This is a genomic window from Pseudolysinimonas kribbensis (assembly GCF_039531715.1).
Taxonomy (GTDB): domain Bacteria; phylum Actinomycetota; class Actinomycetes; order Actinomycetales; family Microbacteriaceae; genus Pseudolysinimonas; species Pseudolysinimonas kribbensis.
In genome coordinates this window covers 712,918-731,715 of record NZ_BAAAQO010000004.1, presented here as the reverse complement: position 1 = coordinate 731,715, position 18,798 = coordinate 712,918, and the positions used below count along the sequence as shown (strand labels likewise).

Here is an 18,798-nt window from a genome sequence, read left to right as displayed (position 1 = left end):
GGGCTACAGCACCCGGCGCTCGCCGGGCGCCAGCACCACGAGCTCCGAGCGACCCGCGGCCGCGAACGCGTCGGCGAAGTCGGCCTGGCCCTGGCTGAAGTGCCGCCAGCCCTCGGCATGCACGAGCACGATCGCCCGCGCGTCGAGCAGCCGGGCGGCGCGCACCGCCTGGTCCGCGCGCAGGGTGAGGTAGGCGTCCAGCCGCCTCGTGCGGGCGCCCCCGCCGAACAGCACGGCCACCTCGATCGGACCCTGGTTGTCGACGACCTCCTCGACGACCCGCACCGCGGCGTTGTCGCCGCTGACGTACGTCGTCGGGATGCCCTCGCCCGAGAGCACGAACCCGATCACGGGCCCGGAGCTCGCGGCGAAGCCATCGGGCCCGTGCTGCGCGGGCACCGCGCCGATCGTGAGGGTGCGCCCGTCGGGCAGGCTCGTCTCGGTGCGCCGCCACGGTTCGACGCCGACCGCGCTGCCGCCGAGGCGCTCGGCCGCCGCCGTGGTCGTGACGACGAGCGGCACCGTCGCGAGGAACGCCCGTCCGGCGGCGTCGAGGTTGTCGGGATGCTGGTCGTGCGAGAGCAGCACCACGTCGACCGCCCCGACCTGCTCGGGGGTCAGCGCCGGCCCGGTCGTCTTCACCAGCACGCTCGGCCCGCTCGGGTACTCGCCGGGCGGGTCGAAGGTCGGATCGGTGAGGATCCGGATGCCGGCGACCTCGATGAGGAGGGTGGGACCGCCGATAAGGGTGACGGTGACGGTGTCGGTGCTCACCGATCCAGTCTGGCGGTCAGCGGCGCCGCGCGCGCGGGTCGGCGATCGACGGCGGCGTGGTGTGGTACATGTCGCCCGGGTTGACATCGGTGCCCGGCGCCACGATCGCGTCGATCGCATCCAGCACGTCATCGCCGAGCACGACGTCGGACGCGGCGAGCGAGTCCTCGAGCTGCTCGGGGGTGCGCGGCCCGATGATCACGGCGGTGATCGCCGGGTGCGCACGCACGAACGCCGTCGCGAGGTGCGGGAGCGGCATCCCGGCCCCGTCGGCGACCGCCTGCAGCCGCTCGACGATCTCGGCACGGCGTGTGTTCTCGGGCGTGGCGGTGTCGAAGACGTGCGGGGTGCGCTTGGCGCGGTTGCTCTCGGCGAGCGGGCGCCCGCTCAGCCAGCCGGCGGCGAGCGGGCCGTAGCTGAGGGCGCCCATCCCGTAGCGCTGCACGGTGGGCAGCACCGCGTTCTCGATCGCCCGGTTGACGATCGAGTAGCGCGGCTGCTCGGTCTGGAACCGGGCATGGCCGCGACGTTCGGACACCCACTGCGCCTCGACGATCTTCTCGGCGGGGAACGACGAGTGCCCGAACGCGCGGATCTTGCCCTCACGCTGCAGGTCGGTCAGGGCGCCGAGCGTCTCGTCGAGGCCGGTCGTCCAGTCGTAGCGGTGCAGCTGGTAGAGGTCGATCCAGTCGGTGCGGAGCCGACGCAGGCTGGCCTCCACGGCGAGCCGGATCCAGCGCGGCGAGGCGCCCTGCCGATTCGGGTCGCCGGCGTTGGGGATGCCGAACTTGGTGGCGAGCACGACCTCGTCGCGCCGGCCCTCGAGCGCCTCGCCGACGATCTCCTCGGTCTCGCCGTTCGCGTAGACGTCGGCCGTGTCGATGAGGTTCACGCCGGCATCGATCGCGCGGTGGATCATGCGCACCGCCTCGGCGTGATCCGGGTTGCCCCATTGGCCGAACATCATGGTGCCGAGGGCGGTGTCGCCGACCGAGATGCCGGTCGTGCCGAGGGTGCGGGGCGAGGTCATGGGGGTCTCCTATCGAGAAGTGGAGGGCACCTCCACCTTATAGGAGACAGCCTCCGGTTAACGCGTGCGGATGCGCGGCGCGTTCGCCGCGGCGCCCTTCTTGATCTCGATCACATCGGTGCGCGACGACAGGAAGTCGGTGAACGACTTGAAGCCGAGCGACTTCTCCTTGAACGAGGGGTCCATGCGCAGCATCTGGTTCTTCAGCTGCGAGTTGCTGATCCACTCCTCATCGCCGCGCGACTCGACCACGCGCAGCGCCCGCAGCAGCAGGTCGGTCGCCCCCTGCGGGGAGTGGACATCGGTGTCGTCGTCGTCCTCCTCCGGTGTGGCGGCGTCGGCCGCGGCCGCCTCGGTCGCGGCGGCCGACCCCGATCGCCGGGTGCGCTTCGGTGCCGGGGGGCGCGGTTCGACGCCGGGCAGCGCGTCGTAGTCGGTGAACTCGTCGCACGCCGCGATGAGCGCGCGACTCGTGGAGCCCGCGACCCCGACGCCGATGACCGAGCGGCCGAGCTTGCGGCTGCGCTGCGCGAGGGCGATGTAGTCGGAGTCGCCCGCGATGATGACGACGTGGGTCAGATCCTCGAGCCGGAACAGGTCCTCCAGCACGTCGACCGCGAGCCGGATGTCGGCGCCGTTCTTGCCCGCGGCCGTCACCCGGAACAGTTGCACGAGATCCACGGCGCGGTTGATCAGCTGCGTGCGGTAGCCGGCGTTCGCCGGGTCGGACCAGTCGGCGTAGGCGCGGCTGACCACGATCGTGCCGAACGACGCCGCGTAGTCGAGGATCGCGCCGATGTCGACCGTGGCCTCCGCGAGCCGCTTCGTCGCCGTCTCGTTCGCCGCGTGCCGTGCGCCGTCGCGGAAGAACTCGCCGCGCCCGAACAGCTGGTCGTAACGGGAGATGACGACGTTGTCGAAGTCGAGGTAGACGCCGACGCGCCCTTCGGAGGGTTCGGCCATGGGGCGAGCCTACTGGCCCGCCCGTGGAGCGGCCGGACGCGGCGGGGCAGGATGAGGCCATGCGTGCGGCGTTCTTCGAGACGACGGGCGGGCCCGACGTCATCCGGTACGGCGAGATCCCGGATGCCGTGGCCGGCCCCGGCGAGATCCTCGTGCGCCCCGAGGCGGTCGGCGTCGATGCCGTCGACGCGATCGTCCGCTCCGGACGCTGGGCCACGCCCCTGCGTTCGCCCGCCGTGCTCGGGCGCGACCTCGTCGGCACGGTGATCGCGCTCGGCGAGGGGGCGGCGGGGTTCGCGGTCGGCGATGCGGTCTGGACCAACTCGGCCGGCTACGGCGGACGGGCCGGCGCGACGGCGGAGCTCGTGCCCGTCGAACAGGACCGGCTCTATCCACTGCCGGAGGGCGCCGATCCGGTCGCGTTCGTGGCGGCCGTGCATGCGGGGGCGACCGCGCACGGCGTGCTCGTGGGCCGCGCGGCGCTGCAGCCGGGCGAGAAGCTGACGGTGATCGGCGGCACCGGCGCGATCGGGCAGGCGCTCATCCAGGTCGGGGCGGCCGTCGGCGCGCGCGTGGTGGCGACGGTGCGCGACGACGCGGCGAGTGACCGGCTGCGCGAGCTCGGCGCCCACACGGTCGTGGTCGCCGGAGCTCCGGATGCCGTGGCGGCCGCCGCCGCGGATGGCCCCCTCGACGTGCTCGTCGACACCACCGGCCGCATCGACACCGCCGCCGCGCTCGCGCACCTCGCGCCGCGCGGACGGGTCGTGCTCGTGGCCGGGCGCAGCCGCGCCGACCTCGACCTGTGGGAGGTCGAGACCCGGGAGCTCGTCATCGCCGGCTTCATCATGAGCGCGATGACCGCGCCGGAGCTCGCGGCGGCGGCCGCCTGGATCGACGGGATGCACCGCGCGCGCCCGCTCACCTGCGACATCGGGGAGGTGCTGGCCTTCGCCGACGCCCGCCGCGCCCACGAGCTGCTCGACGCGGGCGCCCTGCCGCGCACGCGATACGGCACGATCGGTCGCATCGTCCTGACCCCCTGACCCCCCTGACCCCCTGACCTGACGCCCGGTCAGTCGAGGCTGTCGCGGCGCTCCTGGGCGCGGCGCAGCGCCGTGCGCGCCTGGTCGGCCCGGCGCTCGGCGCCACCACGGTCGCGGTCGAGTCGCTGCAGCTCGCGCTCCGCCTGGGCGAGCCCCTTCTTCGCGTCGCGGAGGTTGCGCTCGAGATCGTCGATCTCGGTCTCCAGCTCCTCGCGCCGCCGGTCGACCTCGGCGGCCCGGTCGGCCAGCTCGTGCGTGCCCTGCTCGGCCCGCTCGACCGCGCGGCGCGCGTCGGCCACGGCGGCGTCCGCGTCGGCGCGCGCCCGCCGGAGTTCGGCATCCGGGTCGGTGACCGCTCGCGGGCCCTTTCTGCGCCCCGGCTTCGGCGCGCTCGCCACGCCCTCGGGCACCGCGAGCGCCCCCTCGAGCTCGACCGGCTCGAAGCCGACGCTCTCGAGCGCCCGCAGCAGGCGGCCGGAGCGCACGGCGGCCGCGGCATCCGGATCGGCCATCGCCGCCTGCAGGGTCTCGGCGACCTCGTCGAGCACGGTCTGCGACACGGCGTGCCCGGCCGCGTCGGCGAGCTCGCCCGCGCGCGCGGCGAGCGTGCGCACGAGCTCCCGGCGCTGCCTGCCGAGCGTGGTGATCGCCTGCCGGTCGGCGGACTGCTGCGCCGCACGCAGCTTCTCGCCGAGGGCCTCGAGCTCGTCGAGGTCGTCGTCGCGCGCGAGGAGGTTCACCGCCCACGCGACGGGAGCGGGCCGGCGCAGCGCCTTCACGGCATCCGCGAGCGCCCGGTCGTCAGCACGCAGGTCCTTCGCCCGGGCGTCGCGCGCCGCGATGAAGTCCTGCGGGGCGAGCGCGTAGAGCTCGTCCGCGACGTCGCCGAGCTCCATGCCCCCATGTTCTCGCAGCGAGGGCGCCTACGGGGGGAAGGCGACCCAGAGCAGTTCGATCGCGGGCAGCTGGAGGGCGACGCCGAGGGCGAACGAGATCCAGCGGCGGCGCGGCGACCCCGTGAAGAACGGATGCCCGAACAGCGGCGAGAGCGGCATGAGCAGCCGGATGAGGCTCTGCGTCGGCAGGAACACCGCGGCCAGGTACCCGACGTAGCCGAACACGAACGCCCAGAGGTCGGTGCCGAGCCGGCGCCCGGTCCGGCTGACCATGAGCGCCGCGAACCCGATGAGCACCGCCGCCACGAGCACGACGCCCCACACCCCGAGCAGGCGCTGATACAGCACGAACGCGGGGGTGAACGGGATCAGCAGGGTGCGTCCGATGAAGTCCTGCCACCAGGCGAACTCGGTGTCGAAGTACGCGCTCGGGTCGCCCGTGACGCCCGCGGCGATCAGCGGCCACGCGATGCCCGCCGCGAGCACGACCACGATCGCCGAGAGCGCGCCCGCCCAGTGCCGCGCGCCGATCGGCTGCCGTCGGGCGAGCCGCACGATCGCCTTGATGACGAGCGCCGCGCCGAGGGCGAGCGCCCCCGGATGCGTGAACGACGCGAGCACCGCGAACGGGATCATGACCAGGTACCGGCGCCGCATCATCGCGGCGATCGCCCAGAACAGCAGGAACAGGAACAGCGACTCGGCGTAGGCCAGTTGCAGGATCCACGACATCGGCCCGAATGCGAAGAACACCGCGGCCCACCACGCGGCCCGCGTGCCGAACCGCATCCGGACGACGCGGTGCACCGCGAACACGGCCGCACCGCCCGCGATCGTCGAGACCAGCGGCCCCGCGATCTCGAACGGCAGCGTGGTCACGGTCATCACGCCGCGCACGATCGCGGGGTACACCGGGAAGAACGCCCACGCGTTGTACGAGACGTCGCCGTTCGGGAAGAGCGGCAGGTGCGGCGGATACCCGTGCAACGCAATCTGCCGGTACCACAGCGCATCCCACGAGGTGAGGAACCCCGAAAAACCGGGGCCCGGCTCCAGGTAGGCGTGCGGCTGGTGGTGCGGAATCGCCCACGCGAGCAGCAGGAATCCGGTCGACAGCACGCGCGAGAGGGCGTACATGATGACCAGCGCCGCACCCAGCGGCAGCGTCCGCCCCAGCACGCGCACGGTCCGATCCTGACACGCCCGGCTCCGCTACCGTGAAGGCCGTGAGCGCCACCGTCGCGACGATCGTCTGGATCGTCGGCTTCGTGCTGCTGACGGTCACGGTCACCGGACTCTCCGGGCGGGTGAACTGGTCGGCCCCGATCGCACTCGTCGTCGTCGGCGCCGGCACCTCGTTCGTGCCGGGCGTGCCCGACATCACCATCGATCCGGAGGCGATCCTCTACGGCGTGCTGCCGCCGCTGCTGTTCGCGGCCGCCATCCAGACCTCGTTCCGGGATGTCCGCGCGAGACGCGACAGCATCCTGGCCCTGTCGGTGGGTCTCGTGGTGTTCACGGCGTTCGTCGCCGGCGTCGCGACCTGGCTGCTCGTCCCGGGGCTCGGTCTGGCCGCGGCGGTCGCGTTCGGCGCCGTCATCGCCCCGACGGATGCCGTGGCGGTGTCGTCGGTGACCGGCTCGACGTCGCTGCCCCGGCGGCTCGTGACGATCCTGCAGGGGGAGAGCCTGCTCAACGACGCGAGCGCGCTCGTCACCCTCAACGCGGCGATCGCGGCGACCGTGACGGTGCTCAACCCCGGACTCGTGGTCGGCGAGTTCGCGCTCGAGATCGTCGTCGGGGTCGGCGTCGGCCTGCTCGTCGGCTGGCTCGTCTCGCTCGTGCGCCGGCAGCTGCGGGCCCCCGTGCTCGACACGAGCCTGTCGCTCATCACGCCGTATCTCGCCTTCATCGCGGCGCAGCTGCTGTTCGGCTCCGGCGTGCTCGCCGTCGTCATCGCCGGGTTGCTGCTCGGCTACCGGTCGCCCACGGTGCAGTCGGCGGAGGCCCGGGTCGCGGAGCGGATCAACTGGCGCACCATCGAGTACCTGCTCGAGAACGCCGTGTTCCTGTTCATCGGGCTCAGCCTCCGGCACATCGTGGTCGCCGCATGGGACCACGGGCCTGGCCTCTGGGGCACCATCGCGGCGTGCCTCGGCATCCTGCTCTCCCTCGTCGTGGCGCGGGTCGTGTGGGTCTTCGCGCTCACGCTCGTCTACCGGCACGGGCCGCGGTTCATCCGGGCCCGCAGCTGGAGCTGGCGCAACGCGGCCGGGGTGTCGGCGGCGGGGATCCGCGGGGTCGTGACGCTCGTCGCCGCGTTCCTGCTGCCCGACATCCCGCAGCGACCCTTCCTGCAGTTCCTCGCGTTCGTCGTCGTGCTCGGCACACTGCTCGAGGGCCTGGCGCTCGCGCCGATCCTGCGCATGCTCAAGCTGCCGCCGCCCAACATCGCGCAGGAGCTCGCGGAGCGCGGCAACCTCCTGGCGGAGGTGCGGTCGGCGGGCGAGGCCGAGCTCGACCGGGTCGTCGCGGAGAACGACCCGGACGAGGTCGTGGACCACCTGCGGCGCGTGGCGCAGTTCCACGGCGCGGTCGACGCGATGCCGGTGGAGCCGGAGGTTGAGCATCCGACGACGGCGTACCGGCGGCTGCGCATGGCGATGATCCAGGCGGAGCGCGCCGCGGTGCTGGATGCCCGCCGCGAGAACCGCTATCAGGAGCCCGCGGTGCTCGCCGTGCTCGCGTCGATCGACGCGGAGGAGACGGCGCTGCGGATGGGCGAGAAGTAGCGCCCCCGGCGCGGGAGGCTACGCGACGCCGACCCAGAGGTGCTCGCGGGCGCGGGTCATGGCGACGTAGAGCTCGCGGCGCTGCAGGTCGCGGCGCTCGATGACGGCGGGATCCGCGTCGCTCGAGAGCGGGCGCACGAGGTGCAGCGGTGCGCGCACGACGAGCACGTCGGTGAACTCGAGGCCCTTGGCGCGCTTGATCGTTCCGACCTTGACGGCGTCGACCGGCATCCCGTCGTAGCGCTCCAGCTCGACGGTCGGGATGCCCGCCTCCTCGAGCGCGGCCGCCGCCTCCTGCGCGACCAGGTTCGACAGTGCGAGCACGCCGATGTCCCCGAGCCGCCCGCCGGCCGCCCGGATGCCGCGCACGTGCTCCACGAAGGACTCGTCGTGCAGCGCCCTCGACTCGAAACTCTGGCGCACCGGCTCGGGTCCGTGCCGCAGCGTCGCCGCCGCGATCTCGTCGGGCGCCCCCTCGATGTCCAGCGAGGTCTCGCCCTGCAGGATCGTCGCCGCGAACTCCGCGATCTCGGCGGTCGTGCGGTAGTTCGTCGTGAGCACCGCCCCGCGTCCCGCGACGGAGATGCCGGCCTCGGCGAGCGTGTAGCCGCCGGGGTAGATGCTCTGGCGGCCGTCGGCGACCAGCAGCAGGCCGTCGGGACGGTCGCCGACGAGCAGGTGCAGCATCCGGAGCATGGCGCACGACAGGTCCTGCGCCTCGTCGACGATGACGGCGTCGTAGCGGTCGAGCGGCTCGGCCTGCAGGCTCGCCTCCGCCTCGAGCACGAGGTCGTCCCAGTCGAGGATGCCGCGCCGGCGCAGCTCCTGCTCGTACGCGACGTAGAGCCGCCACATCGCCGCACGCTGGTCGCGGTTCAGCGGACGCCGCCGCCCGGCGCGGGGGAGCGTCTCGTAGGCGTCGAAGGCGGTCAGCCCGCGCCCCTTGATGACGTGGTGCAGCTCCTCGAGCCAGTACTGCGGTGCGGGGTCGATCGCGGCGAGCGGGGTCGCGCCGCCGAGCTTGACCCAGAGGTCGCGGAACACGTCGTCGGCGGCGGGCGCATCGACCGGCACCGGACCGCGCCGCTCGGTGAGCAGGCGGCGCGCGATCGCGTGCACGCTGGCGAACTCGATGCGGTCGGCGACGTCGGGCGCGAGGCGCTGCATGAGGCCCGCCATCACGCGGGGGAGGGTGCGCACGTAGCTCGTGACGAGCACCCGGCCGGGGGTCGTGCGGGCCAGGTAGGCGGCCCGGTGCAGGGCGACCGCGGTCTTGCCGGTGCCGGCGGCGCCGCGCACGCGGGCGGGGCCGGAGAAGGAGCGCCGCGCGAGGCGGGCCTGGTCGGGGGACAGGAGCGTCATCCAGTCCTCGATGGGCTGCTCGTGGGTCGCCTCGGTCAGCGCCGCCTCGAGCTCGGCGACGTCGAGCTCCTGCGCTTCGGGCTGCCCCGCCTCGGACTCCTCCGCGTCGATTGCGTCCGCGTCGGGCTCCTCCGCTTCGACCCCGGCAAGAAGATCCCCCGGCGCCTCGGCGGGGGGCAGCAGTCGCTCGACCACGGTCCGGAGCTCGGCCACGCGTCGCGCGTCGAGGCGCCGCCCGCGGCGTGCGATCTCGGTGACGGCCGCGGCCTCGCCGAGCAGGGTGAGGCCGAACAGCCGCGCGGTCGGCACGGGTGCCCCGGAGAAGGCGACCACCCCGGAGACCTCGCCCGGCGCGAGCCCCACCTCGGCGAGCAGCTTCTGCAGCCGGTAGACGAGATCGGCGATGCGGGCGATCTCGTCGGTGACGTCGACGTCGCCGCGGCGCACGGAGTCCGCGTCGACGCGCACGTCGCGCCCGTCCTGGGCGTCGACGATGACCACGCCCGCCGGGCCGACGAGCACGAGGTCGACGTTCTGCGCCGACCCCGGCCACCGCCGGTCGGCGAGCAGCGTCCAGCCGAGCGGTTCGAGTTCGATGAGCGTGCGGGCCAGCCGCCGTTCGTCGCGGGCCGCGGCGCCGAAGGTGCGCACGAGCTGATGGGCGATGCCCTCGAGTCGTGCGCGCTCGTCCGCGAGCGCCCGCTGGCGATCGGCCTCGTGGGCCGCGGATTCCCCGCCAGCCACGATGCACCCCCTTCACGGGCACCCCCCGTGCCCTGAGGCCAGTGTGCGGGGGCGGCCCCGTGTCGTTCTAGCGCGTCTTCGGGTGGCACCCCTTCGGGTGCCGGTGCGCAGCGGCGGGATCCGCGGGTCAGCGCGGCAGCGGGACGAGCTCGACGTCGCGCAGCACGCCCGCATCCGCGACGGCGGTGAGGTAGGTGCCGGTGGGCTGGCGGCGCTTGTCGGTCGGCGATCCGGGATTCAGCAGGCGCGTGCCGGATGCCGTGGTGCTGTCCCACGGGATGTGCGAGTGCCCGAACACCACGACATCCATGCTCGGGAAGCGCGCGTCCATGCGCCGCTCGCGACCGGCCGCCTGCCCGCTGTCGTGCACGAGCGCGAGCGCGACGCCGTCGAGGTCGGCGGTGGCGACCTCGGGGAGTCGGTCCGCGAAATCCGGCCCGTCGTTGTTGCCGCGCACCGCGATGAGGCGGGCCGCGCGGGCCTCGACCTCGTCCAGCAGCGGGACGGCGTTCCAGTCCCCGGCGTGCACGACGACGTCGGCGGCCTCGATCGCGCGCCACAGCGCATCCGGGATCGCCCGCGCCCGCTGCGGCACGTGCGTGTCGCTGACGATGACCAGGCGCGTCGGCATCGCTCAGCGCTCGTACTGCTGCCGGGTGGGGTAGCGGTCGCTGACGTGCCGGTTGAAGAACGCGCCCGGGCTCTCGGCCGCCATCAGCTCGCGGTGCACGGAGGGCGGGACGGCGTAATAGCGGTAGATGTCGCCGCTGCGGAACTCGATCTCGAGCTCAGCCGTGCTGAGGTCGTAGCCGATCGACCGGATGACGGAGGAGGTGACGGGCCGGCGGTCCATGGGTCATCCCAGGACGACGACGCGGTCGGTCATGGGCCGAGCGTACCGGCAGTGGGCGCGCGCTAGCCTCGCATCATGCCCGGGGCCCCCATCGAAACGCTCGTCATCTTCGGTGCGGGGGGTGACCTGACGTCGCGGCTGCTGCTGCCCGGGCTCGCGTCGTTCCTCGCCTCCGACCGCGGGCAGCGGTTGCTGCTCATCGGGGTCGACCGCCGCCCGATCAGCGACGCGCGCTGGCGTGCGCAGGTCACGAAGGCGTTCTCGGCATCGCCGTCGGCGCTCGGCACGGCGGTCGTCGAGAAGTCGCTCTACCTCCAGGCGGATGCCACGCAGGCCGAGGAGCTGGCGCGCGTGCTCGCCGCCACGCAGGGTCGTGTCGCGCTCTACTTCGCCCTCCCGCCGGCGATCACCATGCTGCTGTGCAAGCAGCTCGCGAAGCTCGAGCTTCCGAAGGGCATCGTGCTCGCGCTCGAGAAGCCGTTCGGCACCGACCTCGCCTCCGCCCGCGCCCTGAACCGGCTGCTGCAGAAGTTCGTGCCGGAGGAGCAGATCTTCCGCGTCGACCACTTCCTCGGCAAGTCGACCGTGCTCGACATCATCGGGCTGCGCTTCGCGAACCGGATCTTCGAGCCGCTGTTCTCCAACGAGAACGTGGAGAGCGTCGAGATCGTCGTCGAGGAGGCGCTCGGGCTCGAGAACCGGGCCGGGTACTACGACAAGGCGGGCGCGCTCGTCGACATGATCCAGAGCCACCTGCTCCAGATCCTCGCGCTCACCGCGATGGAGGCCCCGTCGTCGGTGGGATCGGACGACCTGCGCGGCGCGATGGCGCAGGTGCTGCGGGCGACGCGGCCGTGGCTGCGCAACGGCACGGCGAGCCGCCGCGCGCGCTACACGGCCGGCAAGGTCGGCCGCCGCAGCCTCCCGTCCTACGCCTCGGAGGGCGGGGTGGACCCGAAGCTGCAGACCGAGACGCTCGCCGAGATGACGGTCGCGATCGACACGTGGCGCTGGGCGGGCGTGCCGTTCACCCTGCGCTCCGGCAAGGCGATCGGCGACGCACGTCAGGAGATCGTGGTGACGTTCCGTGACGTGCCGCACCTGCCGATCGGCTTCAGCGGTCCCTCGCGCAAGGCGCAGCTGCGGATCGGGATCAACCCCGCCGTCCTCTCGCTCGACGTCGTGACGAACGGGCGCGGCGACCCCTTCGACCTGGAGTGGGACACGATGACCGCCGAGTTCGCGCCGAGCAGCATGACGGCCTACGGCGAGGTGCTGGCGGAGCTGTGCTCCGGCGACCCGACGCTCTCGGTGCGCGGCGACATCGCCGAGGACTGCTGGCGCATCGTCGCCCCGGTGCTCTCCGCGTGGCGCAAGAACGCCGTGCCGCTGGACAGCTACCCGGCCGGCACCGATGGTCCGCGCAGCTGGCGCAGCACCGACATCGTGCAGGTCCGCCGCTAGGACCGCAGCGCCGCGAGCGTCTTCTCGAGGCGGCGTGCCCGGGTCTGGTCGGCCTTCGCCTCGGCGATCGACCGGGCGTGCTCCTTGCGGTTGGTGTACGAGAGCCGGTCCCAGGCCGCCTTCGCAGCCGGATCGGCATCCAGCGCCGCCTGCAGCGCCGGCGGCACCTCGACCTCCCGCGGTGCGTCGTCGACCTCGATGGTCACCTCGACGACGTCGCCCGCCCGCAGTCCGGTGTCGTTGCGCTGCTGCGCGTTCACCCCGAACAGGAACCGGCCGCCCATCGAGACGATCGTCGTGCGGTAGCGGTAGTCGCCGATCCGGACGGCGATCGGCACGCGACGGCCGCGTCCGAATCCCCGCACCACGTCATCCGGGACGATGAAGCCGGTGTTGTTGCCGCCCTGCGATTCGAGCGTCCAGGTGAAGGTGGGCACCGGTCCTATCCTCCGAAGAACGCGGTCAGAACGGGTTCCAGCGCCTGTTCGCCGACCTGGTGCGTCTGGCGCTCGAGCACGCGGTACTGCGCGCCCGGGATGGCGGCGGCGACCGCCTCCTGCGCCGCGGTCATCCGCGCCGGGCTCTTGCCGCCCGCGAGCACGAGGGCCGGAACGCCGATGCGTGCGAGCTCGTCGAGCGGCGGCGTGAAGGCGGCTCCGATGATGCGCGCGTCGTACGCGAGCGTCGGCGCCGCGTCCCGCATCGCGCGCCAGGGCTTGCCCATGAGCCGCAGCATGAACGGCAGGAACGCGGGGCCGCCGACCATCGTCGTGAGGAAGTAGCCGACCGCCTTGCCCCGCTCGTCGCGGCCGATCAGGTCGCCGAGCGTCGCGAGGTAGTCCTCGCCGGGCTTCCGGCCGACCCACGGGGCCTCGAATCCGGCCACCTTGCGCATCGGGATGCCGGCGGCGGCGGCACGATAGGCGAGCGCCGCGCCGGACGACTGGCCGAACACGAACGCGTCGCCGCCGCACGCGTCGATCACGGCATGCAGGTCCTCCAGCTCGCGCTCCACGGCGTACGCGGCGGTGTCCCCGCTCTCGCCGCGCCCTCGGCGATCCCAGGCGATCGCCGTGAAGCGCGCACTCATCGCCTGCTGCAGCGCTCGCGCGGGCCCGAAGTCGCGCGAGCAGAGGGCGCCGTCGGTGAGGACCAGCACGGGACCCGTCCCCGCCCGGTCGAAGGCGATGCGGGTGCCGTCGGAGGAGGTCGCGAACTCGGTCGCGGGGGTGATCGTCGCGGCCATCAGCGGGCCACCAGCGCATCGATCTTGCCGAACGACAGCTCCCAGCCATCGGCGGTGCGATCCCGGAACCCCGGTTCGAACGGACCCTGGTGCAGGGTGAGCCGGGTGCGGTCGCCGTGGTCGTGGAACCACAGCCGCAGCACGATGTCGTCGAGCTCCATGCCCGGGTCGGGCCGCGCCCTCATCCGGATCTCGAGATGCTCGGGCGGGTCGAGTGCGGTGATGACGCCCGCGATGGGGGAGTGCTTGCAGTCCTCGTCGACGATCATGTCGAGCTCCCACCGCCCGCCGAGCCGCAGGTCGACGTGCACCGACGCCGGATCGACGTGCACGCCGGTCGGCCCGAACCACTCGGCGATGCGCGGGCTCTGGGTGAAGAAGCGCCACACCACTTCGCGGGGCGCCGCGAAGACGCGGGTGATGAGCACGTCGCGCTCGGTGGCGACGGGGATCTCGGCGGTCATGACGGCGTCTCCTCCTGATAGCGGGCGAGGGCGGTGTCGAGCTTGTCGAATCCCTCGCTTCAGTAGCGCTGGTATGCGGTCATCCACTCGCTCGCCTTCTGCAATCCGGCGGCCTCGAGGTGGCTGTAGCGGGCGGTCGCGACCCGGGAGCGCGAGATGAGTCCGGCCGCCTCGAGCACCCGCAGGTGCTTGGAGATCGCGGGCTGACTCATCGCGAACGGGCGCGCGAGCTCGGCCACGGTCGCGTCGCCGTGCGTGAGGGAGGCCAGGATCGCGCGGCGCGTGGGATCGGCGAGCGCGGCGAAGATCGGGCTCAGCGCGTCCTTCATAACCCGTAGGTTATCAAAACCTGTGGGTTATGCAAGCCGGGCTCAGGGTAGGCTGTGCGGCATGAAGGTGGTCGTCTTCCTGATCGCGCTGGTCGTGTTCCTCGCGTCGTTCGTGCTGTTCGGATACGCCTTCTCGGCGCCGGTGCAGATCGCGCCCTGGATGTTCTTCGGCGGCATCCTGACCATCTGCATCTCGCTCGCGATCCCCTTCCACCTGCTGCGTAAGACCGACTGACGGCATCCGGCTCCGAGCGTCGCCATGGGCATCCGCGGATCCGGCGCGACGATCAGTGCCCTCGTGCCCGGTCCGCCCTCCCGGGCGTTCGCGATCATGACGCCCGTCGATCCGGCGCGGTTCTATCCGCGGCACGGCGTGATCCCCGCCACCGTCGGCGTGCGCGATCAGACCGGTGACTGGGATGCCGAGGGCCGCTCCCGGCGACTCCTGCTCTCCGACGGCGGGTCGGTCGTCGAGACGCTCACATCGGTGCAGCGGCCGAGCCGGTTCGCCTACGAGCTCACCGACTTCCGCAAGGTCTTCGGCGTGCTCGTCGATCGCGCGCGGGCCGAGTGGACCTTCGACGCCGAGGCAGGCGGCACCCGCGTGCGATGGACGTACACGTTCTTCGCGAAGCCCGCGCGCGGGGCGATCGTCGCCGCCGTCGTGCGGCTGTTCTGGGGGCCGTACATGCGGCGCGTGCTCCCCGGCATCGCCGCCGAGGTGCGCCGCCGCGACGGTTAGCGCGCGTCCTCCAGCACCCGGCTCACGAACGCATCGAGCCGCGTCTCGAGTTGCCGCGACTTGCGGGCCAGCACCTCGCCGGGCCGGCCCAGCTGCTCGTAGGAGCGGGGCGCGATCCGGATCAGCAGCGAGCACGACAGATCGGCGCAGATGTACGTGCCGACCGAGTCGCCGCGCCGGCCGGCCTCTCCCGCGCGCGGTGCCGAGAAGAGGGTGACCTGTCCGCCCGGCTGGCCCGTGCTGCACAGCGAGCAGATGGCGGCGCCGGCCCTCAGCGGCGACGTCGCCGCGCGCAGCACGAGACCGACCGCGCGATCGCCGCGCCAGTAGACGAGATACCCGCGGTGGGCCGACGACGGGTCGCGCCAGCCGAGGTACTCGCGCTCCTCCCACACCATCTCGTGCAGACCGGGCATCGGCATGTGCTCGATCTCCGCCTCGGTCGCGTTGACCATCGAGTCGCGGATCTCGGGGATGGTGAGCGGTCTCATGCTGCCGACAGCCTACGCAGGCGTCGCGGCGGATCGCTCACGCGATCACACATCCGGAGGCGCCCTCCGGTAGACTGCCGCGCATGGCACAGAACTGGTTCATCACCGGCACCAGCCGCGGATTCGGGCGCGAGTGGACGATCGCCGCCCTCGAGCGCGGCGATCGGGTCGCGGCCACCGCTCGCGACGTCTCGAGCCTCGACGACCTCGTCGCCCGCTTCGGCGACGCGATCCTGCCCCTCGCCCTCGACGTCACCGACCGCGATGCGGACGTCGCCGCCGTGCAGCAGGCGGCGGCCGCCTTCGGCTCGCTCGACGTCGTGATCAACAACGCGGGCTACGGGCAGTTCGGCATGATCGAGGAGCTCAGCGAACAGGAGATCCGCGCCCAGCTCGAGACCAACTTCTTCGGCGCCTTCTGGGTGACCCAGGCCGCACTGCCGATCATGCGCGAGCAGGGCCACGGCCGGATCCTGCAGGTGTCGTCCATCGGCGGGGTCTCGGCCTTCATGAACATCGGCGCTTACCACGCCTCGAAGTGGGCGCTGGAGGGATTCAGCCAGTCCCTCGCGCTCGAGGTCGCCCGGTTCGGCATCCACGTGACCCTCGTCGAGCCGGGCGGTTTCGACACCGACTGGGCGGGGCCGTCGTCGCGGCACGCCACGCCCATCGCCGCGTACGACGAGATCCGAGAGGAGCGCGCCCGCCAGCGCGGCCTCCAGGCCTCGATGTCCGGCGACCCGGCGGCGACGGCGGCGGTCCTGCTCGAGCTCGTCGACATGGCCGAGCCGCCGCTGCGTGTCTTCTTCGGCATCAACGCGCTCGACATCGTCAAGCCCGACTACGAGGCGCGCCTGGCCAACTGGGACGCGTATCAGCCGCTCGCGATCAAGGCCAGCGGGCGACAGTCGCCCGCGTAGCGGGTCAGACCCCGCGCACCGCCATCTCGATGACGCGCTGGGCCGCCACCCGGCCCAGTTCGCGCGGGAGGCCGCGCAGCGGGCCCTCGAGCACGAGCATGGCGAGCCCGTGCACCGCCGACCAGCACGCGACCTCGGAGAGCGGCCGGCGCTCCTCGGGCAGCGCCCCGGCGGCGACGAGCTCGTCGAGCGCCGACGCGAGCAGCTCGAACGGCGTCCGGCCGCCCGGCCCGGCCTTGGAGCGGCCGAACGCCTCGTCGAGGTCGGCGGGCACCGTGAACGCGGCGCGGAACAGCCCGGGCTCGTCGCGCGCGAAGCCCAGGTAGCCGCGGCCGACGGCGCGGAGGTGCTCCTGCGCGGTGGCGACCGGGTCCAGGGCGGGGGGGACGGCATCCCACTCGCGTTCGATGGCCGCCGCCACCTCGCCGGAGGCCGCGTCGCTCACGGCCGTCACGAGCGCGGAGCGATCGGCGAAGTGCCGGTACGCGGCGTTCGGTGAGACGCCGGCGCGGCGCGTCGCCTCGCGCAGCACCACCGCATCCGGGCCGCCCTCGCGGGCCATCTCGAGCCCCGCGTCGATGAGCGCCTGTCGGAGATCGCCGTGCCGATAGCCGGCGCGCGCGGCACCGGGCCGCCCGCCCTGGACCGACGCATCCTGCTGTGCCATTGTGGACAGCGTACACATTGCAGGGCGAGAGGATCGGCATGGTCACCATCAGCGGGGCGTACTCCGGATTCGCGGCGAAGGACCTTACGGCCACCGCCGACTTCTACCGCCGCCTGGGCATCGAGGTCGTCGATACGCCGCAGGGACTCCTGCTCCCGTTCCCCGGCGGAGGACACGCGTTCGTGTACTCGAAGCCCGACCACGAGCCCGCGGGCTTCTCGGTGTTCTACCTCGAGGTCGACGACATCGACCGCGCGATGGACGAGCTCGCGGCCGCCGGGATCGAACCCGAGCGCTACGAAGGATTCCCGCAGGACGAGAGGGGCGTGGTGCGCGGACGGGCCGCCGACCGCGGGCCCGACATCGCGTGGGTGCTCGACCCGTCGGGCAACGTGGTGGCGATCACGCAGAGCTGACCCGCGTGCGTCGGGTCGGGTGCTCGCGCGCGGACAGGGTTGGATGGGAGGCGTGCTCGCCACCCCCGATCCGGACCTCGTCGAGCGCCTGCGACGCGATCTGAGGGCCGCGCGGTACACCGTCGACGAGCTCGAGGCGCTGTGGGGCGCCGAGGCCGAGGCGGCGCTCGAGCGCGGCGACCGCGTGCCCGCGCTCCGGGCGCTCGCCGCCCAGGCAGGCCGGCCGGCGGCGACTCTCGCGACCGCGTTCCTGCTCGGGATGCCGGTGCCCGGCCCGGAGCTGTCCGCCGCGTTGCCCGCCCTCGGCCTCGACGGCGCTCGCGGGCTCGGCCTCCTCGACGCCGCGGGCCGGCCGGCGATGGACCTTCGCCCGTACGCGTTCCTCGACGCGCACGGCGCCGGCTCGTGGTGGATCGCGAGCGACCGCGGCGAGCTCGCGACCGGCGGGGCGCTGCGCACCGACCACGTGCTCGGGATCGGCGGTGCGTCGGCCACGCTCGCGGGACTGCAGCTGCCCGACGTCGTCGACGCGACGCTCGATCTCGGCACCGGATGCGGCATCCAGGCCCTGCACGCGGCCCGCCGCAGCCGCCGGGTGGTCGCCACCGACATCTCGGAGCGGGCGCTCGGATATGCCCGCTTCAACGCCGCTCTGAACGGCGTCGCGAACATCGAGTTCCGGCTCGGCAGTCTCTACGATCCGGTCGCGGGGGAGCGGTTCGACCGGATCGTCTCCAACCCGCCGTTCGTCATCACCCCGCGCACGGCGGGCGTGCCCGCCTACGAATACCGCGACGGCGGGATGGTCGGCGACGCGATCGTCGAGGCGGTCGTCACGGGAGCGGCCGGGCATCTCGCACCCGGGGGCGTCGCGCAGCTGCTCGGCAACTGGGAGGAGCGCCCCGGTGTCGCGGGACTCGAGCGCGCGACGGGCTGGGCCGATGCGGCGGGACTCGAGGCGTGGATCGTCGAGCGCGAGACGCTCGACCCGGCGCGCTATGCGGAGACCTGGATCCGGGACGGCGGCACGCGCGACTCCGACCCCGGATACGAGGAGCTCGTCGCGGCGTGGCTCGACGACTTCGCCGAACGCCGGGTCGCGGGCGTCGGGTTCGGCTACATCCTGCTGCGCCGTCCGGACGCCGGGGCGAAGCTGCGCCGCCTCGAACGCCTGGCGGCTCCCCTCGGCGGCGGCTCGGCCGACGGGCAGAGCGCGGCCGGCCTCGGCGGGCACCTCGCGGCGACGCTGGCCGCGTTCGACGCGCAGGCCGCGCTCGACGACGAGGCGCTGCTGGCATCCCGCGCCGTCGTCGCGCCGGACGTCACCGAGGAGCGCAGCCACTGGCCGGGGGATGCGGACCCGAGCGTGATCGTGCTGCGGCAGGGCGGCGGGTTCCGGCGCGAGGTACGCGCGGACACGGGCCTGGCCGCCGTGGTCGGGGCCTGCGATGGCGAACTGAGCCTCGGCGTCATCGTCGACGCGGTCGCCCACCTGCTCGAGGTCGATGCCGTCGCGCTGCGCGCGGAACTCGTTCCGCAGCTGCGCGAGCTGCTCGTCGGCGGCCTCCTGACCCTCGCCTGAGGCATCCGGCGCGACCC

The 18,798-nt window shown here is 73.1% G+C and carries 22 protein-coding genes; 8 read left to right on the top strand and 14 right to left on the bottom strand.

Going from position 1 to position 18,798, the window contains the following annotated elements:
- Positions 1–3 precede the first annotated feature (3 nt).
- From ABD285_RS14225 to ABD285_RS14215, 3 genes are read right to left on the bottom strand one after another with little or no spacing between them, the layout of a single operon-like run.
- Complete coding sequence (locus ABD285_RS14225; protein ID WP_284254962.1) at positions 4–774, bottom strand: MBL fold metallo-hydrolase; 771 nt, start codon at positions 772–774, stop codon at positions 4–6.
- Between the two features lie 16 nt (positions 775–790).
- Complete coding sequence (locus ABD285_RS14220; RefSeq protein ID WP_284254963.1) at positions 791–1,804, bottom strand: aldo/keto reductase; 1,014 nt, start codon at positions 1,802–1,804, stop codon at positions 791–793.
- 57 nt (positions 1,805–1,861) lie between these two features.
- A complete protein-coding gene (locus tag ABD285_RS14215; RefSeq protein ID WP_344203122.1) occupies positions 1,862–2,767 on the bottom strand; it encodes an NYN domain-containing protein in 906 nt (301 codons plus the stop codon).
- Positions 2,768–2,826: 59 nt separating this feature from the next.
- On the opposite strand from ABD285_RS14215, the gene ABD285_RS14210 reads away from it, so the two are divergent.
- Positions 2,827–3,813, top strand: coding sequence for a zinc-binding dehydrogenase (locus ABD285_RS14210; protein WP_344203120.1), 987 nt, complete (start codon positions 2,827–2,829; stop codon positions 3,811–3,813).
- 29 nt (positions 3,814–3,842) lie between these two features.
- Here ABD285_RS14210 and ABD285_RS14205 read toward each other — a convergent pair whose 3' ends face one another.
- Both ABD285_RS14205 and ABD285_RS14200 read right to left on the bottom strand, forming a co-directional pair.
- Complete coding sequence (locus ABD285_RS14205) at positions 3,843–4,709, bottom strand: transposase (RefSeq protein ID WP_344203118.1); 867 nt, start codon at positions 4,707–4,709, stop codon at positions 3,843–3,845.
- A gap of 27 nt (positions 4,710–4,736) precedes the next feature.
- On the bottom strand, positions 4,737–5,894 hold the full coding sequence (locus ABD285_RS14200) for a hypothetical protein (RefSeq protein ID WP_344203116.1): 1,158 nt from the start codon (positions 5,892–5,894) through the stop codon (positions 4,737–4,739).
- Positions 5,895–5,935: 41 nt separating this feature from the next.
- Here ABD285_RS14200 and ABD285_RS14195 point away from each other — a divergent pair, with 41 nt between their 5' ends.
- On the top strand, positions 5,936–7,501 hold the full coding sequence (locus ABD285_RS14195) for a cation:proton antiporter (RefSeq protein ID WP_284254967.1): 1,566 nt from the start codon (positions 5,936–5,938) through the stop codon (positions 7,499–7,501).
- 18 nt (positions 7,502–7,519) lie between these two features.
- Here ABD285_RS14195 and ABD285_RS14190 read toward each other — a convergent pair whose 3' ends face one another.
- The 3 genes from ABD285_RS14190 to ABD285_RS14180 form a co-directional block, all read right to left on the bottom strand.
- Entirely contained in the window at positions 7,520–9,607 is a 2,088-nt protein-coding gene (locus tag ABD285_RS14190; protein WP_344203113.1) for a nuclease-related domain-containing DEAD/DEAH box helicase, read from the bottom strand.
- 127 nt (positions 9,608–9,734) lie between these two features.
- Positions 9,735–10,238, bottom strand: a complete 504-nt coding sequence (locus tag ABD285_RS14185; protein WP_284254970.1) for a metallophosphoesterase family protein — start codon at positions 10,236–10,238, stop codon at positions 9,735–9,737.
- Positions 10,239–10,241: 3 nt separating this feature from the next.
- Entirely contained in the window at positions 10,242–10,460 is a 219-nt protein-coding gene (locus ABD285_RS14180) for a KTSC domain-containing protein (protein ID WP_284254971.1), read from the bottom strand.
- A 75-nt stretch (positions 10,461–10,535) separates the two neighbouring features.
- Between ABD285_RS14180 and ABD285_RS14175 the strand changes: the two genes are divergently transcribed.
- Entirely contained in the window at positions 10,536–11,924 is a 1,389-nt protein-coding gene (locus ABD285_RS14175) for a glucose-6-phosphate dehydrogenase (protein WP_344203111.1), read from the top strand.
- Here the strand turns inward: ABD285_RS14175 and ABD285_RS14170 are convergent.
- From ABD285_RS14170 to ABD285_RS14155, 4 genes are read right to left on the bottom strand one after another with little or no spacing between them, the layout of a single operon-like run.
- Positions 11,921–12,361, bottom strand: a complete 441-nt coding sequence (locus ABD285_RS14170) for a YdeI/OmpD-associated family protein (RefSeq protein ID WP_284254972.1) — start codon at positions 12,359–12,361, stop codon at positions 11,921–11,923. The genes ABD285_RS14175 and ABD285_RS14170 overlap by 4 nt on opposite strands.
- 5 nt (positions 12,362–12,366) lie before the next feature.
- A complete protein-coding gene (locus ABD285_RS14165) occupies positions 12,367–13,170 on the bottom strand; it encodes an alpha/beta fold hydrolase (protein WP_284254974.1) in 804 nt (267 codons plus the stop codon).
- Complete coding sequence (locus ABD285_RS14160) at positions 13,170–13,634, bottom strand: SRPBCC family protein (protein ID WP_284254975.1); 465 nt, start codon at positions 13,632–13,634, stop codon at positions 13,170–13,172. The genes ABD285_RS14165 and ABD285_RS14160 overlap by 1 nt, the downstream gene beginning before the upstream one ends.
- A 59-nt stretch (positions 13,635–13,693) precedes the next feature.
- A complete protein-coding gene (locus ABD285_RS14155) occupies positions 13,694–13,963 on the bottom strand; it encodes an ArsR/SmtB family transcription factor (RefSeq protein WP_284254976.1) in 270 nt (89 codons plus the stop codon).
- Positions 13,964–14,024: 61 nt separating this feature from the next.
- Between ABD285_RS14155 and ABD285_RS14150 the strand changes: the two genes are divergently transcribed.
- Together ABD285_RS14150 and ABD285_RS14145 are read left to right on the top strand one after the other, a co-directional pair.
- Positions 14,025–14,198: a hypothetical protein gene (locus tag ABD285_RS14150; protein ID WP_284254977.1), complete on the top strand. Its 174-nt coding sequence runs from the start codon at positions 14,025–14,027 to the stop codon at positions 14,196–14,198.
- A gap of 24 nt (positions 14,199–14,222) precedes the next feature.
- Positions 14,223–14,705 (top strand): SRPBCC family protein, encoded by a 483-nt coding sequence (locus ABD285_RS14145; protein ID WP_284254978.1) that lies wholly within the window; start codon positions 14,223–14,225, stop codon positions 14,703–14,705.
- On the opposite strand, the gene ABD285_RS14140 is transcribed toward ABD285_RS14145, so the two are convergent.
- Positions 14,702–15,196, bottom strand: a complete 495-nt coding sequence (locus tag ABD285_RS14140; RefSeq protein WP_284254979.1) for an FBP domain-containing protein — start codon at positions 15,194–15,196, stop codon at positions 14,702–14,704. The two genes, ABD285_RS14145 and ABD285_RS14140, sit on opposite strands and share 4 nt — an antisense overlap.
- Positions 15,197–15,279: 83 nt before the next feature.
- Between ABD285_RS14140 and ABD285_RS14135 the strand changes: the two genes are divergently transcribed.
- On the top strand, positions 15,280–16,116 hold the full coding sequence (locus ABD285_RS14135) for an SDR family oxidoreductase (RefSeq protein ID WP_344203107.1): 837 nt from the start codon (positions 15,280–15,282) through the stop codon (positions 16,114–16,116).
- 4 nt (positions 16,117–16,120) lie between these two features.
- On the opposite strand, the gene ABD285_RS14130 is transcribed toward ABD285_RS14135, so the two are convergent.
- The gene (locus tag ABD285_RS14130; RefSeq protein WP_344203105.1) at positions 16,121–16,783 is read right to left on the bottom strand and encodes a TetR/AcrR family transcriptional regulator; all 663 of its coding nucleotides are present in this window, start codon (positions 16,781–16,783) and stop codon (positions 16,121–16,123) included.
- Positions 16,784–16,821: 38 nt separating this feature from the next.
- On the opposite strand from ABD285_RS14130, the gene ABD285_RS14125 reads away from it, so the two are divergent.
- Both ABD285_RS14125 and ABD285_RS14120 read left to right on the top strand, forming a co-directional pair.
- Positions 16,822–17,199, top strand: coding sequence for a VOC family protein (locus ABD285_RS14125; protein WP_284254983.1), 378 nt, complete (start codon positions 16,822–16,824; stop codon positions 17,197–17,199).
- 43 nt (positions 17,200–17,242) lie between these two features.
- Complete coding sequence (locus ABD285_RS14120; RefSeq protein WP_425565041.1) at positions 17,243–18,781, top strand: DUF7059 domain-containing protein; 1,539 nt, start codon at positions 17,243–17,245, stop codon at positions 18,779–18,781.
- Positions 18,782–18,798: the final 17 nt, after the last annotated feature.